Here is a 21,829-nt window from a genome sequence, read left to right as displayed (position 1 = left end):
TATACTCGAAACAAGCCTCAGGACGCCACCTCGCGTTTGCCCGGCAATGGCGATCTCGTCCCGACAATAATTCCAAGGAGAACGCAGATGAACGCACCGCAATCCCCTAACCAGACCAAAATCGAGCAGGTCAAGCTGCTGATCGACGGCCAATGGGTCGAGTCCAAGACCACCGAATGGCGCGACATCGTCAACCCGGCTACCCAAGAGGTGCTGGCGCGCGTACCGTTCGCCACCGTCGAAGAAGTCGACGCAGCCGTGGCCGCTGCCCACCGTGCCTTCCAGACCTGGCGTAACACGCCGATCGGCGCGCGCATGCGCATCATGCTCAAGCTGCAGGCGCTGATCCGCGAAAACACCAAACGTATCGCCCAGGTCCTCAGTGCCGAGCAGGGCAAGACCCTGGCCGACGCCGAAGGCGATATCTTCCGCGGCCTGGAAGTGGTCGAGCACGCCGCCTCCATCGGCACCCTGCAGATGGGCGAATTCGCCGAGAACGTTGCCGGCGGCGTCGATACCTACACCCTGCGCCAGCCGATCGGCGTATGCGCCGGCATCACCCCGTTCAACTTCCCGGCGATGATCCCGCTGTGGATGTTCCCCATGGCCATCGTCTGCGGCAACACCTTCGTGCTCAAGCCGTCCGAGCAGGACCCGCTGTCGACCATGCTGCTCGTCGAACTGGCGCTGGAAGCCGGCATACCGGCTGGTGTGCTCAACGTGGTGCACGGCGGCAAGCAAGTGGTGGATGCCATTTGCACCCACCAGGACATCAAGGCGATTTCCTTCGTCGGCTCCACCGAAGTGGGCACCCACGTGTACAACCTGGGCAGCCAGCACGGCAAGCGCGTGCAGTCGATGATGGGCGCCAAGAACCACGCGGTGGTGCTGCCTGATGCCAACCGCACGCAAACCGTCAACGCGCTGGTCGGTGCCGCCTTCGGTGCAGCAGGCCAGCGCTGCATGGCCACCTCGGTGGCTGTGTTGGTGGGCAAGGCCCGTGAATGGCTGCCGGATATCAAGGAAGCGGCCAGCAAGCTCAAGGTCAATGCCGGCTGCGAGCCAGGCACCGATGTCGGCCCTGTGGTCTCCAAACGCGCCAAGGAGCGTGTGCTGGGCCTGATCGAAAGTGGCATCAAGGAAGGCGCCAAGCTGGAACTCGACGGCCGTGACGTCACGGTACCGGGCTACGAGCAAGGCAACTTCATTGGCCCGACCCTGTTTTCGGGCGTGAAGACCGACATGCAGGTCTACACCCAGGAAATCTTCGGCCCGGTGCTGGTGACCCTGGAGGTCGATACCCTTGACGAGGCCATCGCCCTGGTCAACGCCAACCCGTTCGGTAACGGTACCGGCCTGTTCACCCAGAGTGGCGCGGCAGCGCGCAAATTCCAGAGCGAAATCGACGTCGGCCAGGTCGGCATCAACATCCCGATCCCGGTCCCGGTACCGTTCTTCAGCTTCACCGGCTCGCGTGGCTCCAAGCTCGGCGACCTCGGCCCGTACGGCAAGCAAGTGGTGCAGTTCTACACTCAGACCAAGACCGTCACCGCCCGCTGGTTCGATGATGACAGCGTCAACGACGGTGTGAACACCACCATCAGCCTGCGCTAAGGAGAGAGTCATGCGTATCGCATTCATTGGCCTGGGCAACATGGGCGCACCCATGGCCCGCAACTTGATCAAGGCCGGGCACCAACTGAACCTGTTCGACCTGAACAAGGCCGTGCTGGCCGAGCTGGCAGAACTGGGCGGGCAGATCAGCCCTTCGCCCAAGGACGCGGCGGCCAACAGCGAGCTGGTGATCACCATGCTGCCGGCTGCTGCCCATGTGCGCAGCGTGTACCTGAACGAAGACGGCGTGCTGGCCGGCATTCGCCCCGGCACGCCGACCGTGGATTGCAGCACCATCGACCCGCAGACTGCGCGTGATGTGTCCAAGGCCGCAGCGGCCAAGGGCGTGGACATGGGCGATGCGCCGGTGTCCGGTGGCACCGGCGGTGCGGCGGCAGGCACCCTGACCTTCATGGTCGGTGCCAGCGCCGAGCTGTTCGCCACCCTCAAGCCGGTACTGGAGCAGATGGGCCGCAACATCGTGCATTGCGGTGAAGTCGGCACCGGGCAGATCGCCAAGATCTGCAACAACCTGCTGCTGGGCATCTCGATGATCGGCGTGTCCGAGGCCATGGCCCTGGGCAACGCGCTGGGCATCGACACCAAGGTGCTGGCCGGCATCATCAACAGTTCGACCGGGCGTTGCTGGAGCTCGGACACCTACAACCCGTGGCCGGGCATCATCGAAACCGCGCCGGCATCGCGTGGCTATACCGGTGGCTTTGGCGCCGAGCTGATGCTCAAGGACCTGGGGCTGGCCACCGAGGCTGCACGCCAGGCGCATCAACCGGTGATCCTGGGTGCCGTGGCCCAGCAGCTGTACCAGGCCATGAGCCTGCGCGGCGAGGGTGGCAAGGACTTCTCGGCGATCGTCGAGGGTTACCGCAAGAAGGATTGACGAGCGTGTACTTCGTCGCGGGCCAGGCGGCCTTCCCTCTGTAACTGCGCACCAGAGGGAAGGGCGTCTGATCCGCGTTTTTTTTTTGCCCGAGTGCCAGGCCTGGATCAGTTTGTAGGAGCAGCCTTGTGCTGCGAAGAGGCCAGTCACGGCAACACAAGTGCTGAGCCGGGGCAGGCCTCTTCGCAGCACAAGGCTGCTCCTACGGGCTATGTGTGGTTTGTGGAATCAAGCAAAGACAAAGTACTTGCGAACGGTCTCGACCACTTCCCAGGTGCCTTTCATCCCCGGTTCGATCACGAACACATCACCCGCTTTCAGGTGCTTCGGCTCTTCGCCTTCCGGGGTGATGATGCAGTAGCCATCGAGGAAGTGGCAGAACTCCCACTTCTCGTAGTTGACCTCGAACTTGCCCGGGGTGCAGATCCAGGTGCCCATGATCTTGCTGCCGTCGGCCGACAGGTAGGCGTTGAGGTTGACGGTGTGCGGATCGCCGCCGATGCGCTTCCACTTGGTGGCGTCCACGACCGGCGTCGGGCAGGTTTCGCGCAGGACGGTGATGAAATCGGACATGGCACAACTCCTGGTGACTGGCTGAATGACTCGTCACCATAGGGCCATCGGCCAAGCCGCAGTTGCCTGGGCTCGACGTCCAGCTGTCTGGTCGCGCTATGCCAGGCGGTTGACCTCGACGGTGATGTGCGCCAGTTCTTCGTGCACGCCCAGGGCCTGGCGCACGCTGTCGGCGCTGAGTTCGGCCCAGGCGGCCAGGCCGAGAATGCAGGCGTACTGGTCTTTGCCCACGCGCCACACGTGCAGGTCGGTGATGCTGGCCGGCACCGGCAGCTGCGCGACCACCCCGCGGATTTCCTCCACTACCGGCGCGTCCATCTCCGCATCCAGCAGCACCCGCCCGGTATCGCGCAGCAGCCCGCGGGCCCACAGCGCCACCAGCAGCGCACCGACCAGGCCCATGACCGGGTCGAGCCACCCGGCGCCCCAGTACTTGCCGGCCAGCAGGGCGACGATAGCCAGCACCGAGGTGGCGGCGTCTGCCATCACGTGCAGGTAGGCCGAGCGCAGGTTCAGGTCGTGGTGATGGTGGCCAGGGTGATGGTCATGGCCATGGTGGTGATGATCGTGATCGTGATCGTGATCGTGATCGTGATCGTGATCGTGATCGTGATGGTGATGGTGATGGTCGTCACGCAGCAGCCAGGCGCAGATCAGGTTGACGGCCAGGCCCACGGCGGCGATGAAGATCGCCTCGTCATAATGGATCGGCCCCGGTGCCAGCAGGCGCTGCACCGACTGGAACGCCATCAACCCGGCCACGCCCAGCAACAGCAGGGCGCTGGAGTAGCCGCCGAGAATCTCGATCTTCCAGGTGCCGAAGGCAAAGCGCCGGTCGCCGGCATAACGCCGCGCGGCGGCATAGGCCAGCAGCGACAGGCCCAGGGCCAGGGCGTGGGAGCTCATGTGCCAGCCGTCGGCCAGCAACGCCATGGAATTGAAGAACCAGCCCCCGGTAATTTCCGCCACCATCATCACCGCGGTCAGCCACACGGCCAGGCGCGTCTTGCGCTCGGCGCTCAGGTTGCTGGTATGGAACTGGTGGCTGTGCTGCCAGCGGTCTGAGGTTTGTGTCGCCATGGTTTATCATGCTCCCGGAACGTCGAGAAATATACTATACCCCAGTATACCTAGCATGGTGTGAAACCCAATGGCACATACCCTGAAGAGCAAGAAGCAGCTGCTGACCCGGGTGCGCAAGATCAAAGGCCAGGCCGCCGCCCTGGAGACAGCGCTGGAGCAGGACAAGGACTGCCTGGCGATACTGCAGCAGATCGCCGCCGTGCGCGGTGCGGTGAACGGGCTGATGGCCGAAGTGATGGAAGGGCATATCCGCGAACACCTGGTGGCGGACGGGCTGAGTGCCGAGGAGCGGCAGGACGAGGCGGACAAGGTGGCGACGTTGCTGCGGTCGTACCTCAAGTAGCAGACCGGCGGTACCGATACCCTAGGGAGGTATTGGTACCCGATGGTACTTGCTGATTTCCTACGTGTCAGAAGGCATGTTCCTACTTTGCCATCCAATCTGTCCGCTGGTCGCGACACGTGTGCATAGTGTGTAGTGCGCTTTGTTCTGGTCAATTCGGTGTGTATGATACACATCGACTGCCGAGGAAGAATGAATGCGCAGTCGTGAAGTTATCCAGCTTATTGAAGCCGACGGCTGGTACCAGGTTGATGTGAAAGGTAGTCATTACCAGTTCAGGCATCCGACAAAAAGGGGGCGAGTCACGGTTCCTCATCCCAAGAGTGAGCTCCCCAAGGGCACAGTACGCAGCATCTTGAAGCAGGCTGGCTTGATACAAGCCAACGGCACTGCCAGCACGAGCATCAACGGAGGTAGTCAATGAAATTCCCGGTCGTATTGCACAAAGACGCCGACTCGGACTACGGCGTGACCGTACCTGATGTGCCCGGTTGCTTCAGCGCCGGTGCCACTGTTGCAAAAGCACTGGAGAATGTTCAGGAAGCGCTGGCACTACATTTTGAAGGGTTGGTCGCAGATAACGAGGCATTGCCGCAGGCACAGGAAGTCGACGTCCATGTGGCAAACCCTGACTATGAAGGCGGGGTCTGGGCCGTTGTGGATTTTGATGTCACCCCGTACCTGGGTAAGGCGGTTCGCTTCAATGCAACGCTGCCGGAAAACCTGCTTCAACGAATCGACGAAAAAGTGAAGCGTGATCATCGCTATGCGTCCCGCTCCGGTTTTCTGGCTTCGGCTGCACTGCGAGAGTTGGCCCTTTCGCACTAATCGGTAGGCTCACTTTCGCTACGCCCACCAATACCGCACAAAGTGGAAGAACACCGGCGCGGCAAAGCACACCGAATCCATGCGGTCGAGCATGCCGCCGTGGCCTTCGATCATGTGCCCCCAGTCCTTCACCCCACGGTCGCGCTTGATCGCCGACATCACCAGCCCGCCGAAGAAGCCCATGGCGTTCACCGCCAACGCCATCAGCGCGGCCTGCCAGAAGCTGAACGGGGTGATCCAGCACAGCATGGCGCCGATCAGGGTGGCCAGCGCCACGCCGCCGGCCAGGCCTTCGACGGTCTTGGATGGTGACAGGTTGGGCGCTACCTTGTGCTTGCCGAACAGCTTGCCACACACGTACTGCAGCACGTCGCTGATCTGCACCACCAGGATCAGCCAGGCAATCAGCAGGAGGTTGCGGCCCTCGTAACCCGGGATGTCCAGGGTCATCAATGCCGGCACCGACGACACGCAGTACACCGCGATCATCAGCCCCCACTGCACCTTCGAGGCGCGCTCGAGAAAGCGCGTGGTGTCGCCGCCGAAGCTGGCCAGGATCGGCAGCAACAGGAACAGGTACACCGGGATGAAGATGCTGAACAACCCGTACCAGTCCATGGCGATCAGCACGTACTGCACCGGCAGCGCCACATAGAACGCCGCCACCAGCGCCGGGTAGTCGCTGCGCCGGGTCGGGGTGAGCGTCATGAACTCGCGCAAGGCATAGAACGACACGCCGTAGAACAGCACGATCACGCCATACTTGCCGAACAGGAAGGCGATGCCGATCACCAGTACCATCACCCACCAGGCGTTGATGCGGGCGTTGAGGTTGTCGATCACCGCGTGCGGTGCCGGGCCGGCGCGCCATTTGAGCAGGCGGCCGATCACGCTGGCGAGCAGCAGCAGGGCGCCGATGCCGGCAAACAGGGAAAGGGTGTTGTCGTCCATCTCAGGCATCCTTGGGGGCCAGGTTCAGCAGGGCCTGGCTGGCCCGCTCGAGAAAGGCTTGCTTGCTTTCATCCGCCTGCAGGTGCAGCGGCTCGCCAAAGCTCAATGTGCACAACAACGGCAATGGCAAGGCACGACCCTTGGGCATCACCCGGTTGAGGTTGGCGATCCATACCGGCACCAGTTCGACTTCGGGGTTGGCTGCTGCCAGGTGGTACAGCCCGCTCCTGAACGGCATCAGCGGCTCGTCGCCGAGATTGCGAGTGCCCTCCGGAAAGAAGATCAGCGAGTCGCCCTGGGCCACTGCTTCGAGGATCGGCTGCAACGGGCTGCCCTGGCCGGCGCTGTGTTGCCGGTTGATCAGCACACCGTTGAAGACCTTGCGGATAAGAAAATCGCGAATGCCCGGCTTGGCCCAGTAATCGGCACCGGCTACCGGACGGGTACGCTTGCGCAGCGGCTGCGGCAGCGAGGCCCACAGCAGCACGAAATCACCATGGCTGCTGTGGTTGGCGAAATACAGGCGCTGCACCGGCAGCGGCGTGCAGCCCAGCCACAGGGCGCGGGCACCGGTGATCAGGCGGGCGGCGGAAGTGATGAGGTAGGCGGTCAGGTTGGCGAGCATGGATCGGTAGTCATCCCTTCAAAGGCAGTGTCAGCAGGGTAGCCAAGGCCAGCGACAGCTGCAGGCCCAGGCACACTGCCTGGCGGCGCAACAGGGCCAGCGCGGCCCGGCTACGGGCAGGCCATGCTCGGGTGTCGGCGGCCTGCGGTTTGAGTTTCAGTTCGAACAGTGCGTGGTCCAGGGCCTGGGTGTCCGCCGCCAGGTCGCGGCTGGCGGCGAGGCGGGCGAACAATTGGGCATCGATGGCCACACGGATGGCCCAGTACTTGTGCAGCACGCCTAGTACCAGCAGCGCAATGCACAGCAGGCTGGCCAGCGGTTGCAATTGGGCACCCAGCAAGGGCGCCAAACCGTAGGCCAGGGCCAGCAGGGTTAGGCCGTCCGACAGGCGTTCCAGTTGTTTGCCTCGGCCCAGCAGGCTGGCCACCACGTACAGCGTCATGGTTGTGTCCCTAGCTGTTGCAAGGCCTGGCGGTGTGCGCTGTGCAGCACCACGCCAGGGCGGGCCTTGCGGATCAGCGCTTCGGCCTGGCGAGCCTCACTGCAGCGGCCCGTGAGCACCAGCCAGGCTGCCACGGCGCTGGCGCTGCGCGAATAGCCCAGGGCGCAGCAGACCAGCACCGGGCCTTGCGAGCGCAGGCGTTCGATGGTGACGGCGGCTTGGTGCAGCAATGGGCTTTCCGGGGCGATCAGGTCCAGGGTAGGAAAACATGCGTAGCCAACGGCGGACACGGCCTGTGTAGGAGCGCTGTGCTGAACATGACACGGTAGCTCCGCGCACAAATCGACCACCGCAGCGAAGTGCGCGCCGCGCCCTGGAATTCGCCCGAGGTATACGCCATCACATACTTCATCCGCCTGCGGGTGCCGCCATGTCCACAACCGCGAGTTGACCCACGCCCCAATCAGGTACGGTGCCAGCAGCCAGCTGGCTGCATTCGACAAGCGCCCATCGGCGCCTTTCTGGAACCCGCCCGCACCGAGCACGCCATAGTTCAGCGCCACCAAAGCCAGCGACACGGCCGGCCACGTCAACCATAGCCAGGCACCGCCGAACGTAACGGCTGGCACCGCGCACAGCAGTCCACCCACGGTATAGAGCAACGCCAAGCGCCAACGCTTGGCATCCCGCGCAAGGCGCACCTGCTGCCAGGACAGTTGCCCATGATGTGGCCACAACCAGACGCAGACGAACCCCGCCAATGCCCCGGTCGGCACGTCGATGAAATGGTGCTGCCAGGTGGTCAGCACCGACACCCCGATCAGTGCCATCCAGCCGTGCATCAGCCAACGCCAGGGCTGGCGCTGCACGTGCCGGGTAAACATCGTCCAGATGATCACCAGCAGGGCAATATGCAGCGACGGTGCCTGGTTGAACGGCTTGTCGAAGCCCATGAGCACATCGAACATCCAGCCGAACACCCCGCCCAGTTCCGGCCGCTCGAAGGTGAAGCGCAGCGGCCAGAGCAGGAAGCAGCTGACGCTGATCAGCTGCGCGGTGAGCAGCGCCAGCGCGTGCCGGTCCATTTCCTGGCGCGTGCGTGGCAGCAGGAAGGACAAACCGTAGAGCAGGTCGATCGACCAGTACGGGATGATCGTCCACGGCCACAACGGCATGCCGCTTTCCCAGCCGAACACCAGGCTGCCGACATCACTGCGCCCGGCGGTATGGTTGTTCGCCAGCCCGTAACTGAGGAAAAACAGCGGCCCCAGCAACAGGAGCCAGAACACGCCTCGGCGGATCAGCCGGGGCTCGCGTGATGGGCTCATTCAGCGCACCCGTTGTGCCAGGCTGACGCTGAAAATGCCCCATTCATCGATGCGCTGGGCCAGCTTGCGGAACCCCGCCGCCTCTACCAGTTGGTCCATTTCGGCCTGGCTGCGGCGGCGCATCACCCAGGCCTCGCCGCCGCGGTGGCTGGTGAGGGCGCGGGCGATCATTTCCAGTTGCGGGTGCCACGGCTGGCCGGTGTAGACCAAATAGCCGCCATCTTCCAGCGCATCCGCCAGGCCGGCCAGCGAGTTGCCTACCAACTGGTTGCTGGCGAACAGTTCGTACAGGCCGGAGACCACGGCCAGGGTCGGTGGTTGTTCCAGGGTGGCCAGGCTCTGGCGGTCGAAGGCATCGCCCTGGACGAAGCGGGCGATGTCGGCCAGGCCCTTTTCTGCAATCAGTGCGCTGCCTTGCTGCACGTTCAGTTCGCTGTAGTCACGCAGCAGGATCGAATCCGGCAGCTGTTCGAGCTCCTGCAGGGCCTCGAGAATGTAGCGGCCATGGCCGGCGGCGATATCGACGATGTGCACCGGCCGCTGCTGGTCGCGCAGGCGGACGATGGCCAGGCGCAGCAGTTCCTCTACGTGCAGCTTGCGCTGGCGGATGCCACGCCAGCCGATGGCGTCGAGGTAGTTCTGGTCGATCAGGCGGCCGAGCCTGCCTTTGCCGGTCGGCTGGTTGCGGTACACGTAGTCCAGGGTACTGCCCGAGTCGAAACCGGTATCGAAACCCAGCTTCACACCTTCGGACAGCCCATTGCCCAGCCGCAGCCCGGCACGGGTAGCACGCCAGTAAAGGTCGCGGGGCGAGTTGCGCGGCAGCGGTGCGGCCAGGCTTTCGGCTTCGGCGCAGCTGGCGCCGGTCTTGTCGGCATCGAGCAGTGACGGCAGGGCGGCGGGGCTGGCGAAGCAATGTTCGACAAACCGCTCGATGCGCCGCAAGGCATGGGCCCTGTCACGCTCGCCAAGGGTATCGTGGAAAAAGCCTGGCAGGATGTGCATTTCCTTGCGCGCACTGCCCAGGCGTTCGAAGAAGCGTTCCTGCGGTTGGCGTTCGACCACGAAGTCGGCACCGGACACCAGCAGCTGGGTTGGCAACTGAATGGCCTGGGCATCCGCCACCACCCGGTCGGCGGCTTCGTACAGGCCCAGCAGCATGGTTACCGAAATCGGCCGGCTGATCAGCGGGTCGGCCACGTACGACATGACCCGTTCGGGGTCGTGGGTGAGCAGGCGGGGCTTGACGTAGCTGTTTACGAAGAAGTTTCCGCGCAAGGCTTTCAGCAGTTTCAGGCCGGTGCGGGCGAACGGCACATACAGTTTGACCTTGAACGCTGGCGAGGCCAGCACCAGGCAGCGCACCTTGGGCGCGTAGTCGTGGGCCCAGGTGGCCACGAGCACGGCCCCTACGCTCTGCGCCAGCACCACCAGGTCCTGTTCGGCGATGCCATGGCTGGCCTGGATGTGCTCGATGAAGGTCTGCACATCGCGCACGCTGGTGGCGAAGCCCGGGCTGTCGCCACGCGCGCCCGGCGAATGGCCGTGGCCGCGGGCATCCCAGGCGAAGAAATCGTAGCCCGGCATGTCCAGCTCGTCGGCCAGGTGTGCCATGCGCCCGCCGTGTTCGTGGCCGCGATGGAACATCACCACGGCCCGGCGTGGCTGGTGTTGGTTACGGGTGGCAGGCCAGTGACGGTAGTGCAGCTCGACGCCGTCATGGGTGGAGAAGTGCAGCGCTTGCGCTTGGCGCATGGTCGACATCCTTTTGCGACGGCAGTGGGCTCAGCGGGTTTCGGCCAGCCCCTGGCGAACCCGGTTGTAGAGGGTATAGAGCGAGAGTGCGAGGATGACCAGCAACAAGCCGTTGAGCCAGGTGCCATTCAGCAGGCCCAGGGCGACACCGGTACCCAGCACACCGAAGGCAAAGGCCCGGTCGCTCTTGCCCATTGGGCCATCGTAGCGCCGTGAAGCACCGGCCAGTGGGCCCATGACACCGGCGTATTCGCTGAAGGTGGCGCTGAGCACCACGAGCACGACCAAGGTTGGCGATACACCGGCCAGCAGGGCGAAGGGCAGGTACAGCGCGGCATCGGCGATCACGTCGCACAGTTCGTTGAGGTAGGCACCGAGGGTGGATTGCTGGCCGAACTCCCGGGCGAGCATGCCGTCGACGGCGTTCAGTGCCATGCGCAGCAGCATCCAGACTGGCACCAGGATGAACAGCCAGGTGAGATGGGGCAGGGCAGCCAGCAGCAGGCCCAGCAGGATCGACAGCAGGGCGGCGGCGACAGTGACCTGGTTGGCGGTAACACCGCGGTCGTAGAGGCGCTGGACAGCAGGGCGGAGCATGGCCTGGAAGCGCGGTTTGAGCTGGTAGATCGATGCCACTGGAAAGTCCTTTTCGGTGGGGCGTTATGGCGCCATTGTGTGTGAGCCTTCTTCGCGGGTAAACCCGCTCCCACAGGTATAGCGTTCATCCGAGAGCTACCACATATCCTGTGGGAGCGGGCCCGCCCGCGAACACGGGCGAAGCCCGTGCCATCAATCGCGGTGCCTGCTTCGCGGGCTCGCCCGCTCCCACAGGTATAGCGTCCATCCGAGAGCTACCACATACACGGGCGAGGCCCGTGCCATCCACTTCGTCAGCGGGTGAGGGTGGTTACCAACCCTGCGGCATACCCCGGCAATGCCGCAAAATCGCGTGCACACACCAGCAACCGGCGATTGGCCCATGGTTCCGTCATCGCCACCCAGTGCAACGGCAACACCCCTTGCCAGCGCTTTACCGCAGCCAGCGGCACAATCCCTACTCCGGCTCCGCCCGCAACCATGCGGATCACCCCATCGAACCCTTCGGCACGCACCCGAACCCGCATGCGCCGGCCCTCGCGCAGTGCCTGCTCTTCCAGGTACAACGCCAGTGCACTGCCGACACCCAGGCCGACATAGCCATGGGCCAGGCTATCGATGAAGCTCGGCGCTTCCTCGCTGGCCAGTGGATGGCGCTGCGGCGTTACAAGCACCAGTGGGTCTTCGCGAAACGGCCGGGTCTGCAGGTGCTCGCTGGGGGCGGCGGTTGAAACTATGCCCAGGTCCGCCATGCCCTGGGTAATCAACTGCACGATGCGCAGGCTCGGCAACTCCTGCACATCCACACTGACGCCTGGGTTTTCAGCCAGGTAGCCGGCCAGCAGCTCCGGCAGGTATTCCGTGAGTGCAGCCGTGTTGCACAGCAGGCGCACCTGGCCCTGCTGCCCTTGAACGTACTGGCCCAGGTCGAACTGCAGGCGCTCGACCTGCTGCGATATCAGCCGGGCATGCTGCAGCAGTGCCTGGCCGGCCAGAGTTGCTTGCACGCCACGGCGGTTGCGTTCCAGCAAAGGGATGCCCAGCGAAGCCTCCATGGCGCGGATCCGCGCACTGGCCGCTGCCAGCGAAAGATGGCTGCGGCTGGCACCGGCGGTGATGTTGCCGCACTCCAGGGTGTGCTGGAACAGCCTGAGGTCGATCAGGTCGAAATGCATGTGGCTCTGTCCTGGCAAGAGTCTGGCTGAGTATATGGCAGATTTTCAGCCCGGCCGAAGCACGCCATCATCGGCCCATGAATACCTTGCTCGCTTTCTACCAGAACATTGGTCCAGCGCTGTCGCTGCTGGTGGTACTGACCTTCCTGCTGGCCGGCGCGGTGAAGGGAGTGATCGGCCTCGGCCTGCCGACCATCGCCATGGGCTTGCTGGGCCTGGCTATGTCACCGGCGCAGGCTGCGGCATTGCTGATTGTGCCGTCGACCCTCACCAACCTCTGGCAGCTGGCCAGTGGGGGGCACCTGCGGAGGTTGCTGGCACGCCTGTGGCCGATGCTGGCGATGATCTTCGTCGGTACCTTGCTGGGCAGCGCCTGGCTGGGGATCAACAGCGGCCCTTGGGCCGCACATGCACTGGGCGCGGCCTTGATGGTGTATGCGCTGTACGGGCTGGTCGGTCCGGGCCTGCGCCTGGCACCGGGGCGGGAGCCTTGGATGGCGCCGCTTTGCGGGCTGGTCACGGGCGTGGTCACGGCGGCGACCGGGGTGTTCGTGATACCGGCTGTACCCTACCTGCAGAGCCTGGGTTTGAATCGGGATCAGATGGTCCAGGCCCTGGGCCTTTCGTTCACGGTTTCGACCCTGGCCCTGGCCGTTGGCCTGGCCGGGCAGCATGCCCTGGGTGGCCAGGCGCTGGGTGCTTCGCTGCTGATGCTGGCGCCGGCCTTCGTCGGCATGCTGGCCGGCCAGTGGCTGCGTCAGCGCATCAGTACGCCGCTGTTCAAACGGTGCTTTTTCATCGGCCTGGCCGCGCTCGGCGGCCATTTGCTGATCAGCGGTTAGCGCTTGATGCGCTGAGCATGTCGATCATCTGGATGTCGAAATCGCGTTCCAGGTAGTCCATGCGTTTTTCGAAGAACGCGGTCATGTGCGGCAGTGCCGAATGCACATCCAGCGCGGCCTTGTCGGCCCAGACCTCGAAGAACACGAACAGGCTCGGGTCCTGCTTGTCGCGCAGCATGTGGTACTCGATGCAGCCCGGCTCCTGGCGGCTTGGCTCGACGTAAGCGCGGAACAGGGTTTCGAACGCTTCAGCCATTTCCGGGCGGGTCTTGGCTTTGAGGATGAAGGCGTACTGCTCACTCATGGGTCGCTACTCGGTGATGGGAGGTGATGAGATTCTAAGGCAATAATGCATTATTGATTCGTGACTTCAGGTCAATTGTATTTTGCCGCTGCATTACTGTATCCCGCGCCCGCGAGCCCCTAACCTGCCGGCCTGAATTTTTTCCGCGAGGCCCGCATGAAGAAGATCCTTTTGCTCAACGGTGGTAAACAGTTCGCCCACTCCGACGGTCGTCTGAACACGACCTTGCACGAAGCGGCCATCGCTCACCTGGACCGGGCCGGTTTCGATGTGCGCCAGACCTTCATCGACGGTGGCTATGATGCCCAGGAAGAGGTGGAGAAGTTCCTCTGGGCCGATGTGGTCATCTACCAGATGCCCGGCTGGTGGATGGGCGCGCCATGGACCGTTAAAAAGTACATCGACGAGGTGTTCACCGCCGGCCATGGTAGCTTGTATGCCAACGACGGCCGTACCCGTTCGGACCACTCGCAGAAGTACGGCAGTGGTGGCCTGGTGCACGGCAAGCAGTACATGCTTTCGCTGACCTGGAATGCACCGCAGCAGGCATTCGACGACCCTAGCGATTTCTTCGAGGGCAAGGGGGTGGACGCGGTTTACTTCCCATTCCACAAGGCCAACCAGTTCCTCGGCATGACCGGGTTGCCGACTTTCCTGGCGGTGGATGTGATGAAGCGGCCTGATGTGCCGGCTGCTTTGGCGGCCTATGAGGCGCATCTGGACAAGGTATTTGGCAAGGCACAGTAAGGTTTTTCCTGTGTTGGCCTCTTCGCGGGTAAACCCGCTCCCACAGGTCCCCCACAGTCTTTGAGAACCGTGCAGCACTTGTGGGAGCGGGTTTACCCGCGAAGAGGCCAACACAGGCACCGCTGGACTTGGCCTCGACAAGCGGCTATCTATCCCGGCAGAGACCAACCACAGGCGCAGATGTGAAAACCCGATCCGAAGAACTCCAGGTATTCGTCACCGTCATCGACTGCCGCTCGATTTCCGCTGCTGCCGAGCAGATGGGCCAGACTCCGTCCGCCGTCAGCCGTACCCTGTCGCGCCTTGAGGGCAAGCTGGGTACCACGCTGGTCAACCGCACCACCCGGCGCATGGACCTGACCGAGGAGGGCCGCTTCTTTCTCGAACGCGCGCGGTTGATCCTGGAGCAGATGGACGAGATGGAAGAGCGCCTGTCGATGAACCGCCAGACCCCCACCGGGCGCCTGCGCATCAACGCCGCCGCGCCGTTCATGCTGCATGCCATCCTGCCGTGGATCGGCGAGTTCCGCCGCCAATACCCTGGCATCGAACTGGAACTCAATACCGACGACCTGATCATCGACCTGCTGGAGCAGAGCACCGATGTGGCAATCCGCATCGGTGAACTCGCCGACTCCAGCCTGCACGCGCGCAGCCTGGGATGCAGCCCGGTACAGGTGCTGGCCAGCCCGGCCTACCTCGAGCAGCACGGCACGCCGCAGCGGGTCGAGGACCTGGCCAACCACTGCCTGCTCGGCTTCAGCCAGCCCGAATCGCTCAACCATTGGCCACTGCGCCATGCCCAGGGTGACCGCTGGAGCATTCGCCCGTCGCTGATCGCCTCCAGCGGCGAGACCTTGCGCCAATTGGCGCTGGCCGGCGAGGGCATCGTCAGCCTGTCGCACTTCATGACCCACGAGGACATCCGCGCCGGGCGCCTGCAAGTGCTGCTGAGCGAAGCCAACAACGGCTATCGCCAGCCGATCCATGCGGTTTACTACCGCAACACCCAGCTGGCGCTGCGTATCCAGTGCTTCCTCGACTTCATCCAGCGCAAGTTGGCGATGTACGCCAGCTGAGTTGCCTGAACGCGACAGGTCCTGTCCATGGGCGGCGAAACTTCCTGCGATTGATTGCACAGTCGAAGCGCTTCGGCCTTACTGACTGCTCAACAAAAACAACACCAAGGAAGTGTCATGCGTATTGCTCCGTTCCAGTACCTGGCTCTCGCAGCCGCGATCCTGAGCTGTTCCTCGGTTCATGCCGCCAACCTTGAGGGCGGCGCGGTGGCCGCGCCCGATCAATATGGTGCACAGGTGGCCGCCGACATCCTCAAGAAAGGCGGCAACGCGGTGGATGCGGCAGTGGCCACGGCTTTCACCCTGGCGGTGACTTATCCCGAGGCCGGCAACATCGGTGGTGGCGGGTTCATGACCCTGTTCGTCGACGGCAAACCCTACTTCCTCGACTACCGCGAAGTCGCGCCCCAGGCCGCCACGCGCAACATGTACCTGGACGAAAAGGGTGAGGTCATCGAGAACCTGAGCCTGGTCGGGGCACGCGCTGCTGGCGTACCGGGCACGGTGATGGGGTTGTGGGAGGCGCACCAGAAGTTCGGCAAGCTGCCCTGGAGCGAACTGCTGACCCCGGCCATCGGCTATGCGAAAAACGGCTTCAAGGTTGCGGCCAAGCAGTACCAGTACCGCAACGATGCCCAGGGCATGTTCAAGACCGCGACCAATTTCAACGACTACTTCGGCAACATGAAGGTCGGCGAGCTGTTCAAGCAACCGGAAATGGCCCAGACCCTGAAGCGCATCGCCGACAAGGGCGTGAGCGAGTTCTACCAGGGCAAGACTGCAGACCTGCTGGTGGCGCAGATGCAGTCCGACAAGGGCCTGATCACCAAACAGGACCTCAAGGACTACAAGGCCGTATGGCGTGAGCCGATGGCCGTGAGCTGGCGTGGCAACGTGGTGTATACCGCGCCACCGCCTAGCTCCGGTGGTGTCGCCCTGGCCCAGCTGCTGGGTATCAAGGAAAACCGGGCGGCGGACTTCAAGGGTGTGGCGCACAACTCGGCGCAGTACATACACCTGTTAGCCGAGATCGAGAAGCGCGTGTTCGCCGACCGCGCCGACTACCTTGGCGACCCGGCCTTCACCAAAGTGCCGGTGGATCAGCTGGTGGCCAAGGACTACCTGGCCAAGCGCGCCGCGCAGGTCAACCCGAAGGCCATTTCCGATACCGACAAGGTCAAGCCGGGCCTGGAACCGCACCAGACCACGCACTTCTCGATCGTCGACAAGCAGGGCAATGCGGTCAGCAACACCTACACCCTCAACCTCGACTACGGCAGTGGTGTGGTGGTGAAAGGCGCCGGCTTCCTGCTCAACGACGAGATGGACGATTTCAGCGCCAAGCCGGGGGCGGCGAACGCCTTTGGTGTGGTAGGTGGCGATGCCAATGCCATCGCCCCGGGCAAGCGCATGCTGTCGTCCATGAGCCCCAGCCTGATGACCCGCGATGGCAAGGTCGAACTGGTCATCGGCACCCCGGGTGGCTCGCGGATCTTCACCTCGATCTTCCAGGTGATGAACAACCTGTACGACTACGGCATGCCCCTGGACAAGGCGGTGGCGGCGCAACGCGTGCACCATCAGTTGCTGCCCAAGGACACCATCTACTTCGACAGCTATGCGCCGCTGACCGGGCAGGTGGCTGATGAACTGAAGAAGATGGGCTATGTGCTGGAGGACCAGGGCTGGGAGATGGGGGATATCCAGGCGATCCGGGTTGATGGGACGAAGCTGGAGACCGCTTCGGATCCGCGTGGGCGCGGGGTAGGGATGATCGTCAAGTAATACCTGCCAGAATGCTGGGAGGGCTTTGCCCTCCTATCGCGACACAAGGCCGCTCCCACAAAGACCTGCGTACGCCGATCAATGGGAGCGACCTTGTGTCGCGATAGGGCCGCAAAGCGGCCCCAAAATTCCAGGATCAGACGCGGAACTGGCTGACCAACGTCTGCAACTGCCCACCCAACCGCGCCAACTCCACGCTGGACGCCGCCGTCTCGTCACTGGCCGCCGCCGTCTGCTCCGACACATCGCGTACATTCAGGATGCTGCGGCTGATCTCCTCCGCCACCGCACTCTGCTGTTCCGCCGCCGCGGCAATCTGCTGGTTCATCGACTGGATGCTCGACACGGTACTGGTGATGCTCTCCAGCGAAGCCCCGGCCTTGCGCGCCAGCTCGACGCTGCTATCGGTCAGGGTACGGCTGCCGTGCATGGCCGTAGCCACTTGCTGGGTACCATGCTGCAGGCTGGCGATCAGTTCTTCGATCTCTTCGGTGGATTTCTGCGTGCGTTGGGCCAGGCCGCGCACTTCATCGGCAACCACGGCAAAACCACGGCCAGCCTCGCCGGCACGCGCCGCCTCGATCGCAGCGTTAAGTGCAAGCAGGTTGGTCTGTTCGGCCACCGACTTGATCACGTCCATAACGCTGCCGATCTTCTGGCTTTCCTGCTGCAACAGGTTCATGGCTTCGGTGGAGCGGTGCATGTCCTCGGCCAGGCGTTCGATCTGGCCAATTGCTTCGCCCACCACGCGGTCGCCGGCACGGGCTTCGTCATCGGCACCGGTGGCAGCATGCGAGGCCTGCTCGGCATTGCGTGCCACTTCCTGAACGGTAGCGGCCATTTCGTGCATTGCGGTGGCCACCTGGTCGGTCTCGACCTTCTGGCTGTTGGCACCGGCGCTGGTCTGCTCGGTTACTGCCGACAATTCCTCGGCAGCGCTGGCGATCTGGGTGACGCCATCGCGGATGCCGCTGATCAGCTCGCGCAAAGTGGTGCCCATGCGGGCGATGCCTTGTTGCAGCACGCCCAGTTCGTCGCGGCGGGTGACGCGCAGGTGCTGGGTGAGGTCGCCGCTGGCGATCTTTTCAACTGCCACCATGGTGTCGCGCAGTGGGCGGGTGATCTGCCGGGTGATCAGCACTGCCGCCAGCACGCCGACCAACAGCGCCAGCAGCGTGGCGATGGCCTGCAGGCTGCGGGCCTGGGTACTTTCCATGTCGCGGCGCTGCAACTGGATCTGGTACAGAGCGTCGCTGCGCTTGACGATGTCGGCACCCTGAACGGTCATCTCGGCGCGCGCAGTGGTGATGTTGGCGACCGCATCTCGGAATTGACGTACGGCTTCACGGTAGGCCAGCACCGAGCCTTCGAACTGTCGCAGGCGCGTGTCTTCGGCCAGCAGCTGGCGCTTGAGGTTGTCGATTTCGGCCAGGGCGGTGTCCAGCTGGCGCAGGGCTGCCTGCTCGTTGGCAGCGCTGTTTTCGGCAATGTAGCCGCGTACGTCGATGCGCACCTGCAGCAGTTGCTGGCGGGCCTTGCTGATCAGCTGGTACTGGGCCAGGCGCACGCTGTCGGCTTCGGGGCGCGCCATGACTTCCTGGCTGAGGGCGTCCATGGCCTGGTCGGCACGGCTGGCCGAGCCGTCCATGGCCGTGCGCGCGGTGCGGGTGGCATCGTAGCCCTGGCGCATCTTGTTCAGCGACACCTTGTAGGCGCTGATGGTCTCGCCCAGTTCACCTAGCAGCTTGATGTTTTCCGGGCTCTTGAAGGTGCTGGCCAGGTAGGCCTGTTGCTTGCTGAAGGCGTCAAGCTTGGTCTGGGTGTTGGCGGCGGCAGCATCGTCACCGTTGGCGATCATGTACTGCAGGCGCGCAATGCGCAGGTCGGTCAGGTCCTTGTTGAGCTGGCCGATATCGCCCATCCAGTTGCTGCGGTCAATCAGGCTGCCCAGGCTGGTCCAGCCGGTCAGGGCCAGCAGGCCGGTGAGGATCAGTACCAGGCCGAAGCCCAGGCCGAGTTTGAGGTTGACGCTGATGTTGGCGAACCAGCTGTTCATGCACGCTCTCCAGAAGTTGTTTTTCGCTCGCTTGATCTCCGATCGCCAGGCGTTGTTGTTCTGGATGCCCGCTGATTCGTGCAGGGGTTATCGGCAGTGATGGAGGAAGCTGAAACGCTTTTTCAGCAGATTTGTAACTGGCTTGATTGGGGCTGCCTTGCAGCCCTTCGCGGCGGTTCGGCGCCCCGACACGCCCGCTCTCACGGTGAGTCGCTAGCCTCAAGCCTGGCGCTGTACCTGTGGGAGCGGGCGTGCCCGCGAAGCAGGCGACGCGGTGGATGGCACCGGCTTTGCCGGTGTTCGCAGCTAAAGCCGCTCCTACAGGGATCGCGTCGGTTTTGGAAGCTATTCAAAGGTTGCGCGCGCTGAAGGTATCGCAGCGGTTTACCTCACCCTCGGCAAACCCGGTCTTGAACCAGCGCACCCGTTGCGCTGAGGTGCCGTGGGTGAACGAGTCTGGTACCACGCGCCCGCGGCCTTGCTGCTGCAAGCGGTCATCGCCGATGGCATTGGCCGCGTTCAGGGCCTCTTCGACATCGCCCGGCTCCAGCCAGTTCAGGCGCTTCTGCGCCTGGTAGGCCCATACACCGGCCAGGCAGTCGGCCTGCAGTTCCTGACGCACCAGCAGGCCGTTGTCGCCTTCCATGCGCTGGCCGCTGCGGCGCGCGGCATCGACCTTGGCCGACACGCCCAGCAGGGTCTGCACGTGATGGCCGATTTCGTGGGCGATCACGTAGGCCTGGGCAAAGTCGCCGGCGGCGGCGAAGCGGGTTTCCATTTCGCGGAAGAACGACATGTCCAGGTAGACCCGTTGGTCTGCCGGGCAGTAGAACGGCCCCACCGCCGCCGAGGCAAAGCCACAGGCCGAATTGACCTGGCCGCTGAACAGCACCAGCTTGGGGTCGCGGTACTGCTTGCCGCCCTCGGCGAACAGGGCTTTCCAGGTGTCTTCCGTGTCGCCCAGGATCGAGGCGACGAACTCGGCCTGCTGGTCGTTGGCCGGCGGCGCCTTGCCGCCCGCGCTGCTCGGTGCCTGCTGTTGTTGTTGCTCCATCTGGCCGGCGAGCTGGCCAAGAATCTGCAACGGGTCCTGGCCGGTGAGCCAGCCGATGCCGACAATCAGCAGCACCGCACCAAGCCCCAGCCCCTTGCCGCCGCCGAAACGCATGCCGCCACCACCACCTTCGCCTCGGGCATCGACCACATTGTCGCTGCGTCGGCCTTTTCGCCAATCCATGAATGCTCTCCGAAGCGTGAAACAAGAAGACAAAGATTAGTCCACGACAGCGGCGAGTGTCAGGCCAAGGTGCTTATGCATAACCAAATGGTTATGTTTGATGTGGCTGATTTCAATATTCATTGCGCGCTACCTGCCTGAAACTGCATGTGGGAGCGGGCTTGCCCGCGACAGGGTTTCAAATAATCCCCCCGCGCATTTCCATAATTCCAAGAGAGGAAACCGGCATGCCCGCCCAGGACAACAGCCGCTTCGTGATCCGTGATCGCAACTGGCACCCGAAAGCCCTTACGCCTGACTACAAGACGTCCATTGCCCGTTCGCCACGGCAGGCACTGGTCAGCATCCCGCAGTCGATCAGCGAAACCACCGGCCCGGACTTTTCCCACCTGGGCTTCGGCGCCCATGACCATGACCTGCTGCTGAACTTCAACAACGGCGGCTTGCCGATCGGCGAGCGCATCATCGTTGCCGGCCGTGTCGTCGACCAGTACGGCAAGCCTGTGCCGAACACCCTGGTGGAAATGTGGCAAGCCAACGCCGGCGGCCGCTACCGTCACAAGAACGACCGCTACCTGGCGCCGCTGGACCCGAACTTCGGTGGCGTCGGCCGCTGCCTGACCGACCGTGATGGCTACTACAGCTTCCGCACCATCAAGCCGGGCCCGTACCCATGGCGCAACGGCCCGAACGACTGGCGCCCGGCGCACATCCACTTCGCCATCAGCGGCCCGTCGATCGCCACCAAGCTGATTACCCAGCTGTACTTCGAGGGTGACCCGCTGATCCCGATGTGCCCGATCGTCAAGTCGATCGCCAACCCGCAAGCCGTGCAGCAGTTGATCGCCAAGCTCGACATGAGCAACGCCAACCCGATGGACTGCCTGGCCTACCGCTTCGACATCGTGCTGCGCGGCCAGCGCAAGACCCACTTCGAAAACTGCTGAGGACCCCGCCATGCCAATCGAACTGCTGCCGGAAACCCCTTCGCAGACCGCCGGCCCCTACGTACACATCGGCCTGGCCCTGGAAGCGGCCGGCAACCCGACCCGCGACCAGGAAATCTGGAACCGCCTGGCCAAGCCGGACGCGCCGGGCGAGCACATCCTGCTGATCGGCCAGGTGTATGACGGTAACGGTCACCTGGTGCGCGATTCGTTCCTGGAAGTGTGGCAAGCCGATGCCAACGGCGAGTACCAGGATGCCTACAACCTGGAAAACGCCTTCAACAGCTTTGGTCGCACCGCCACCACTTTCGATGCCGGTGAGTGGACCCTGCACACGGTCAAGCCGGGTGCGGTGAACAACGCTGCGGGCGTGCCGATGGCGCCGCACATCAACATCAGCCTGTTTGCCCGGGGGATCAACATCCACCTGCACACGCGGCTGTATTTCGATGACGAGGCCGAGGCCAATGCCAAGTGCCCGGTGCTCAACCTGATCGAGCAGCCGCAGCGGCGCGAGACCCTGGTGGCCAAGCGTTGCGAGGTGGACGGGAAGACGGCGTATCGCTTCGATATCCGTATTCAGGGGGAAGGGGAGACGGTGTTCTTCGACTTCTGACGGA

The 21,829-nt window shown here is 63.6% G+C and carries 23 protein-coding genes and 1 pseudogene; 11 read left to right on the top strand and 13 right to left on the bottom strand.

Annotated elements, in window-relative coordinates; translation table 11 throughout:
* Window positions 1-87 precede the first annotated feature (87 nt).
* Entirely contained in the window at window positions 88-1,614 is a 1,527-nt protein-coding gene (locus tag RR51_RS07335; RefSeq protein ID WP_013974245.1) for a CoA-acylating methylmalonate-semialdehyde dehydrogenase, read from the top strand.
* A 10-nt stretch (window positions 1,615-1,624) separates the two neighbouring features.
* Complete coding sequence (gene mmsB, locus RR51_RS07330; RefSeq protein WP_039613062.1) at window positions 1,625-2,512, top strand: 3-hydroxyisobutyrate dehydrogenase; 888 nt, start codon at window positions 1,625-1,627, stop codon at window positions 2,510-2,512.
* Between the two features lie 228 nt (window positions 2,513-2,740).
* Here mmsB and RR51_RS07325 read toward each other — a convergent pair whose 3' ends face one another.
* Entirely contained in the window at window positions 2,741-3,085 is a 345-nt protein-coding gene (locus RR51_RS07325) for a cupin domain-containing protein (protein ID WP_003258412.1), read from the bottom strand.
* A gap of 96 nt (window positions 3,086-3,181) precedes the next feature.
* Window positions 3,182-4,165 carry a CDF family Co(II)/Ni(II) efflux transporter DmeF gene (dmeF, locus tag RR51_RS07320; RefSeq protein ID WP_039613061.1) on the bottom strand — a complete coding sequence of 328 codons (984 nt, stop codon included), beginning with the start codon at window positions 4,163-4,165 and terminating at the stop codon, window positions 3,182-3,184.
* 70 nt (window positions 4,166-4,235) lie between these two features.
* Between dmeF and RR51_RS07315 the strand changes: the two genes are divergently transcribed.
* The 3 genes from RR51_RS07315 (at window position 4,236) to RR51_RS07305 (ending at window position 5,339) form a co-directional block, all read left to right on the top strand.
* Entirely contained in the window at window positions 4,236-4,511 is a 276-nt protein-coding gene (locus RR51_RS07315) for a metal/formaldehyde-sensitive transcriptional repressor (protein WP_003258414.1), read from the top strand.
* 196 nt (window positions 4,512-4,707) lie between these two features.
* Window positions 4,708-4,935, top strand: a complete 228-nt coding sequence (locus tag RR51_RS07310; protein ID WP_003258415.1) for a type II toxin-antitoxin system HicA family toxin — start codon at window positions 4,708-4,710, stop codon at window positions 4,933-4,935.
* Window positions 4,932-5,339: a type II toxin-antitoxin system HicB family antitoxin gene (locus RR51_RS07305; RefSeq protein ID WP_003258416.1), complete on the top strand. Its 408-nt coding sequence runs from the start codon at window positions 4,932-4,934 to the stop codon at window positions 5,337-5,339. The genes RR51_RS07310 and RR51_RS07305 overlap by 4 nt, the downstream gene beginning before the upstream one ends.
* A gap of 18 nt (window positions 5,340-5,357) precedes the next feature.
* Here the strand turns inward: RR51_RS07305 and RR51_RS07300 are convergent, their stop codons facing one another.
* The 7 genes from RR51_RS07300 to RR51_RS07270 form a co-directional block, all read right to left on the bottom strand.
* Complete coding sequence (locus RR51_RS07300) at window positions 5,358-6,290, bottom strand: phosphatidate cytidylyltransferase (RefSeq protein WP_039613060.1); 933 nt, start codon at window positions 6,288-6,290, stop codon at window positions 5,358-5,360.
* Window position 6,291: 1 nt separating this feature from the next.
* Window positions 6,292-6,915 (bottom strand): lysophospholipid acyltransferase family protein, encoded by a 624-nt coding sequence (locus RR51_RS07295; RefSeq protein ID WP_025340660.1) that lies wholly within the window; start codon window positions 6,913-6,915, stop codon window positions 6,292-6,294.
* A 10-nt stretch (window positions 6,916-6,925) separates the two neighbouring features.
* A complete protein-coding gene (locus tag RR51_RS07290; protein ID WP_039613059.1) occupies window positions 6,926-7,357 on the bottom strand; it encodes a hypothetical protein in 432 nt (143 codons plus the stop codon).
* Window positions 7,354-8,685, bottom strand: coding sequence for a phosphatase PAP2/dual specificity phosphatase family protein (locus tag RR51_RS07285; RefSeq protein ID WP_039613058.1), 1,332 nt, complete (start codon window positions 8,683-8,685; stop codon window positions 7,354-7,356). Before RR51_RS07285 ends, RR51_RS07290 begins: the two co-directional genes overlap by 4 nt.
* Window positions 8,686-10,440: a bifunctional alpha/beta hydrolase/class I SAM-dependent methyltransferase gene (locus RR51_RS07280; RefSeq protein ID WP_039613057.1), complete on the bottom strand. Its 1,755-nt coding sequence runs from the start codon at window positions 10,438-10,440 to the stop codon at window positions 8,686-8,688.
* 30 nt (window positions 10,441-10,470) lie between these two features.
* Window positions 10,471-11,076 (bottom strand): CDP-alcohol phosphatidyltransferase family protein, encoded by a 606-nt coding sequence (locus RR51_RS07275; RefSeq protein ID WP_039613056.1) that lies wholly within the window; start codon window positions 11,074-11,076, stop codon window positions 10,471-10,473.
* A 254-nt stretch (window positions 11,077-11,330) separates the two neighbouring features.
* On the bottom strand, window positions 11,331-12,212 hold the full coding sequence (locus RR51_RS07270) for a LysR substrate-binding domain-containing protein (RefSeq protein ID WP_039613055.1): 882 nt from the start codon (window positions 12,210-12,212) through the stop codon (window positions 11,331-11,333).
* 77 nt (window positions 12,213-12,289) lie between these two features.
* Here RR51_RS07270 and RR51_RS07265 point away from each other — a divergent pair, with 77 nt between their 5' ends.
* Complete coding sequence (locus RR51_RS07265) at window positions 12,290-13,054, top strand: sulfite exporter TauE/SafE family protein (RefSeq protein ID WP_039613054.1); 765 nt, start codon at window positions 12,290-12,292, stop codon at window positions 13,052-13,054.
* Here RR51_RS07265 and RR51_RS07260 read toward each other — a convergent pair.
* The gene (locus tag RR51_RS07260) at window positions 13,044-13,358 is read right to left on the bottom strand and encodes a putative quinol monooxygenase (RefSeq protein WP_003258316.1); all 315 of its coding nucleotides are present in this window, start codon (window positions 13,356-13,358) and stop codon (window positions 13,044-13,046) included. The two genes, RR51_RS07265 and RR51_RS07260, sit on opposite strands and share 11 nt — an antisense overlap.
* Before the next feature lie 156 nt (window positions 13,359-13,514).
* Here RR51_RS07260 and RR51_RS07255 point away from each other — a divergent pair, with 156 nt between their 5' ends.
* From RR51_RS07255 to ggt, 3 genes are all read left to right on the top strand, one after another.
* Entirely contained in the window at window positions 13,515-14,105 is a 591-nt protein-coding gene (locus RR51_RS07255) for an NAD(P)H-dependent oxidoreductase (protein ID WP_039613053.1), read from the top strand.
* 182 nt (window positions 14,106-14,287) lie between these two features.
* Complete coding sequence (locus tag RR51_RS07250) at window positions 14,288-15,184, top strand: LysR family transcriptional regulator (protein WP_039613052.1); 897 nt, start codon at window positions 14,288-14,290, stop codon at window positions 15,182-15,184.
* 117 nt (window positions 15,185-15,301) lie between these two features.
* On the top strand, window positions 15,302-16,969 hold the full coding sequence (gene ggt / locus RR51_RS07245; protein ID WP_039613051.1) for a gamma-glutamyltransferase: 1,668 nt from the start codon (window positions 15,302-15,304) through the stop codon (window positions 16,967-16,969).
* 136 nt (window positions 16,970-17,105) lie between these two features.
* On the opposite strand, the gene RR51_RS31900 is transcribed toward ggt, so the two are convergent.
* From RR51_RS31900 to ypfJ, 3 genes and pseudogenes are all read right to left on the bottom strand, one after another.
* Window positions 17,106-17,969 (bottom strand): methyl-accepting chemotaxis protein, encoded by an 864-nt coding sequence (locus RR51_RS31900; protein ID WP_408003946.1) that lies wholly within the window; start codon window positions 17,967-17,969, stop codon window positions 17,106-17,108.
* A pseudogene (locus RR51_RS31895) lies at window positions 17,961-18,890 on the bottom strand (methyl-accepting chemotaxis protein); the annotation flags it as partial. The gene RR51_RS31900 and the pseudogene RR51_RS31895, both read right to left, overlap by 9 nt.
* Window positions 18,891-19,374: 484 nt before the next feature.
* Window positions 19,375-20,262, bottom strand: a complete 888-nt coding sequence (ypfJ, locus tag RR51_RS07235; RefSeq protein ID WP_015271806.1) for a KPN_02809 family neutral zinc metallopeptidase — start codon at window positions 20,260-20,262, stop codon at window positions 19,375-19,377.
* 227 nt (window positions 20,263-20,489) lie between these two features.
* Between ypfJ and pcaH the strand changes: the two genes are divergently transcribed.
* Both pcaH and pcaG read left to right on the top strand, forming a co-directional pair.
* Window positions 20,490-21,209, top strand: a complete 720-nt coding sequence (gene pcaH / locus RR51_RS07230) for a protocatechuate 3,4-dioxygenase subunit beta (protein ID WP_003251597.1) — start codon at window positions 20,490-20,492, stop codon at window positions 21,207-21,209.
* Window positions 21,210-21,219: 10 nt separating this feature from the next.
* Window positions 21,220-21,825 carry a protocatechuate 3,4-dioxygenase subunit alpha gene (gene pcaG / locus RR51_RS07225; RefSeq protein WP_013974224.1) on the top strand — a complete coding sequence of 202 codons (606 nt, stop codon included), beginning with the start codon at window positions 21,220-21,222 and terminating at the stop codon, window positions 21,823-21,825.
* The last annotated feature ends 4 nt before the right edge of the window (window positions 21,826-21,829 follow it).

Origin of the sequence: Pseudomonas sp. C5pp, from assembly GCF_000814065.1 — a bacterium.
GTDB classification, from domain to species: domain Bacteria; phylum Pseudomonadota; class Gammaproteobacteria; order Pseudomonadales; family Pseudomonadaceae; genus Aquipseudomonas; species Aquipseudomonas asiatica.
The sequence above is the reverse complement of the archived record's forward strand: the minus strand, read 5'-3'. Positions and strand labels throughout refer to the sequence as shown.

What these genes read in the sequence shown, in the direction of transcription:
- RR51_RS07290 (WP_039613059.1), bottom strand. Translation starts at nt 7,357, where the DNA reads ATGACGCTGTACGTGGTGGCCAGCCTGCTGGGCCGAGGCAAACAACTG.
- RR51_RS07265 (WP_039613054.1), top strand. Translation starts at nt 12,290, where the DNA reads ATGAATACCTTGCTCGCTTTCTACCAGAACATTGGTCCAGCGCTGTCG.
- RR51_RS07315 (WP_003258414.1), top strand. Translation starts at nt 4,236, where the DNA reads ATGGCACATACCCTGAAGAGCAAGAAGCAGCTGCTGACCCGGGTGCGC.
- RR51_RS07325 (WP_003258412.1), bottom strand. Translation starts at nt 3,085, where the DNA reads ATGTCCGATTTCATCACCGTCCTGCGCGAAACCTGCCCGACGCCGGTC.
- RR51_RS07260 (WP_003258316.1), bottom strand. Translation starts at nt 13,358, where the DNA reads ATGAGTGAGCAGTACGCCTTCATCCTCAAAGCCAAGACCCGCCCGGAA.
- dmeF (WP_039613061.1), bottom strand. Translation starts at nt 4,165, where the DNA reads ATGGCGACACAAACCTCAGACCGCTGGCAGCACAGCCACCAGTTCCAT.
- RR51_RS07305 (WP_003258416.1), top strand. Translation starts at nt 4,932, where the DNA reads ATGAAATTCCCGGTCGTATTGCACAAAGACGCCGACTCGGACTACGGC.
- mmsB (WP_039613062.1), top strand. Translation starts at nt 1,625, where the DNA reads ATGCGTATCGCATTCATTGGCCTGGGCAACATGGGCGCACCCATGGCC.
- RR51_RS07270 (WP_039613055.1), bottom strand. Translation starts at nt 12,212, where the DNA reads ATGCATTTCGACCTGATCGACCTCAGGCTGTTCCAGCACACCCTGGAG.
- RR51_RS07300 (WP_039613060.1), bottom strand. Translation starts at nt 6,290, where the DNA reads ATGGACGACAACACCCTTTCCCTGTTTGCCGGCATCGGCGCCCTGCTG.
- RR51_RS07335 (WP_013974245.1), top strand. Translation starts at nt 88, where the DNA reads ATGAACGCACCGCAATCCCCTAACCAGACCAAAATCGAGCAGGTCAAG.
- RR51_RS31900 (WP_408003946.1), bottom strand. Translation starts at nt 17,969, where the DNA reads ATGGGCACCACTTTGCGCGAGCTGATCAGCGGCATCCGCGATGGCGTC.
- pcaG (WP_013974224.1), top strand. Translation starts at nt 21,220, where the DNA reads ATGCCAATCGAACTGCTGCCGGAAACCCCTTCGCAGACCGCCGGCCCC.
- ggt (WP_039613051.1), top strand. Translation starts at nt 15,302, where the DNA reads ATGCGTATTGCTCCGTTCCAGTACCTGGCTCTCGCAGCCGCGATCCTG.
- pcaH (WP_003251597.1), top strand. Translation starts at nt 20,490, where the DNA reads ATGCCCGCCCAGGACAACAGCCGCTTCGTGATCCGTGATCGCAACTGG.
- RR51_RS07310 (WP_003258415.1), top strand. Translation starts at nt 4,708, where the DNA reads ATGCGCAGTCGTGAAGTTATCCAGCTTATTGAAGCCGACGGCTGGTAC.
- RR51_RS07295 (WP_025340660.1), bottom strand. Translation starts at nt 6,915, where the DNA reads ATGCTCGCCAACCTGACCGCCTACCTCATCACTTCCGCCGCCCGCCTG.
- RR51_RS07255 (WP_039613053.1), top strand. Translation starts at nt 13,515, where the DNA reads ATGAAGAAGATCCTTTTGCTCAACGGTGGTAAACAGTTCGCCCACTCC.
- RR51_RS07285 (WP_039613058.1), bottom strand. Translation starts at nt 8,685, where the DNA reads ATGAGCCCATCACGCGAGCCCCGGCTGATCCGCCGAGGCGTGTTCTGG.
- ypfJ (WP_015271806.1), bottom strand. Translation starts at nt 20,262, where the DNA reads ATGGATTGGCGAAAAGGCCGACGCAGCGACAATGTGGTCGATGCCCGA.
- RR51_RS07280 (WP_039613057.1), bottom strand. Translation starts at nt 10,440, where the DNA reads ATGCGCCAAGCGCAAGCGCTGCACTTCTCCACCCATGACGGCGTCGAG.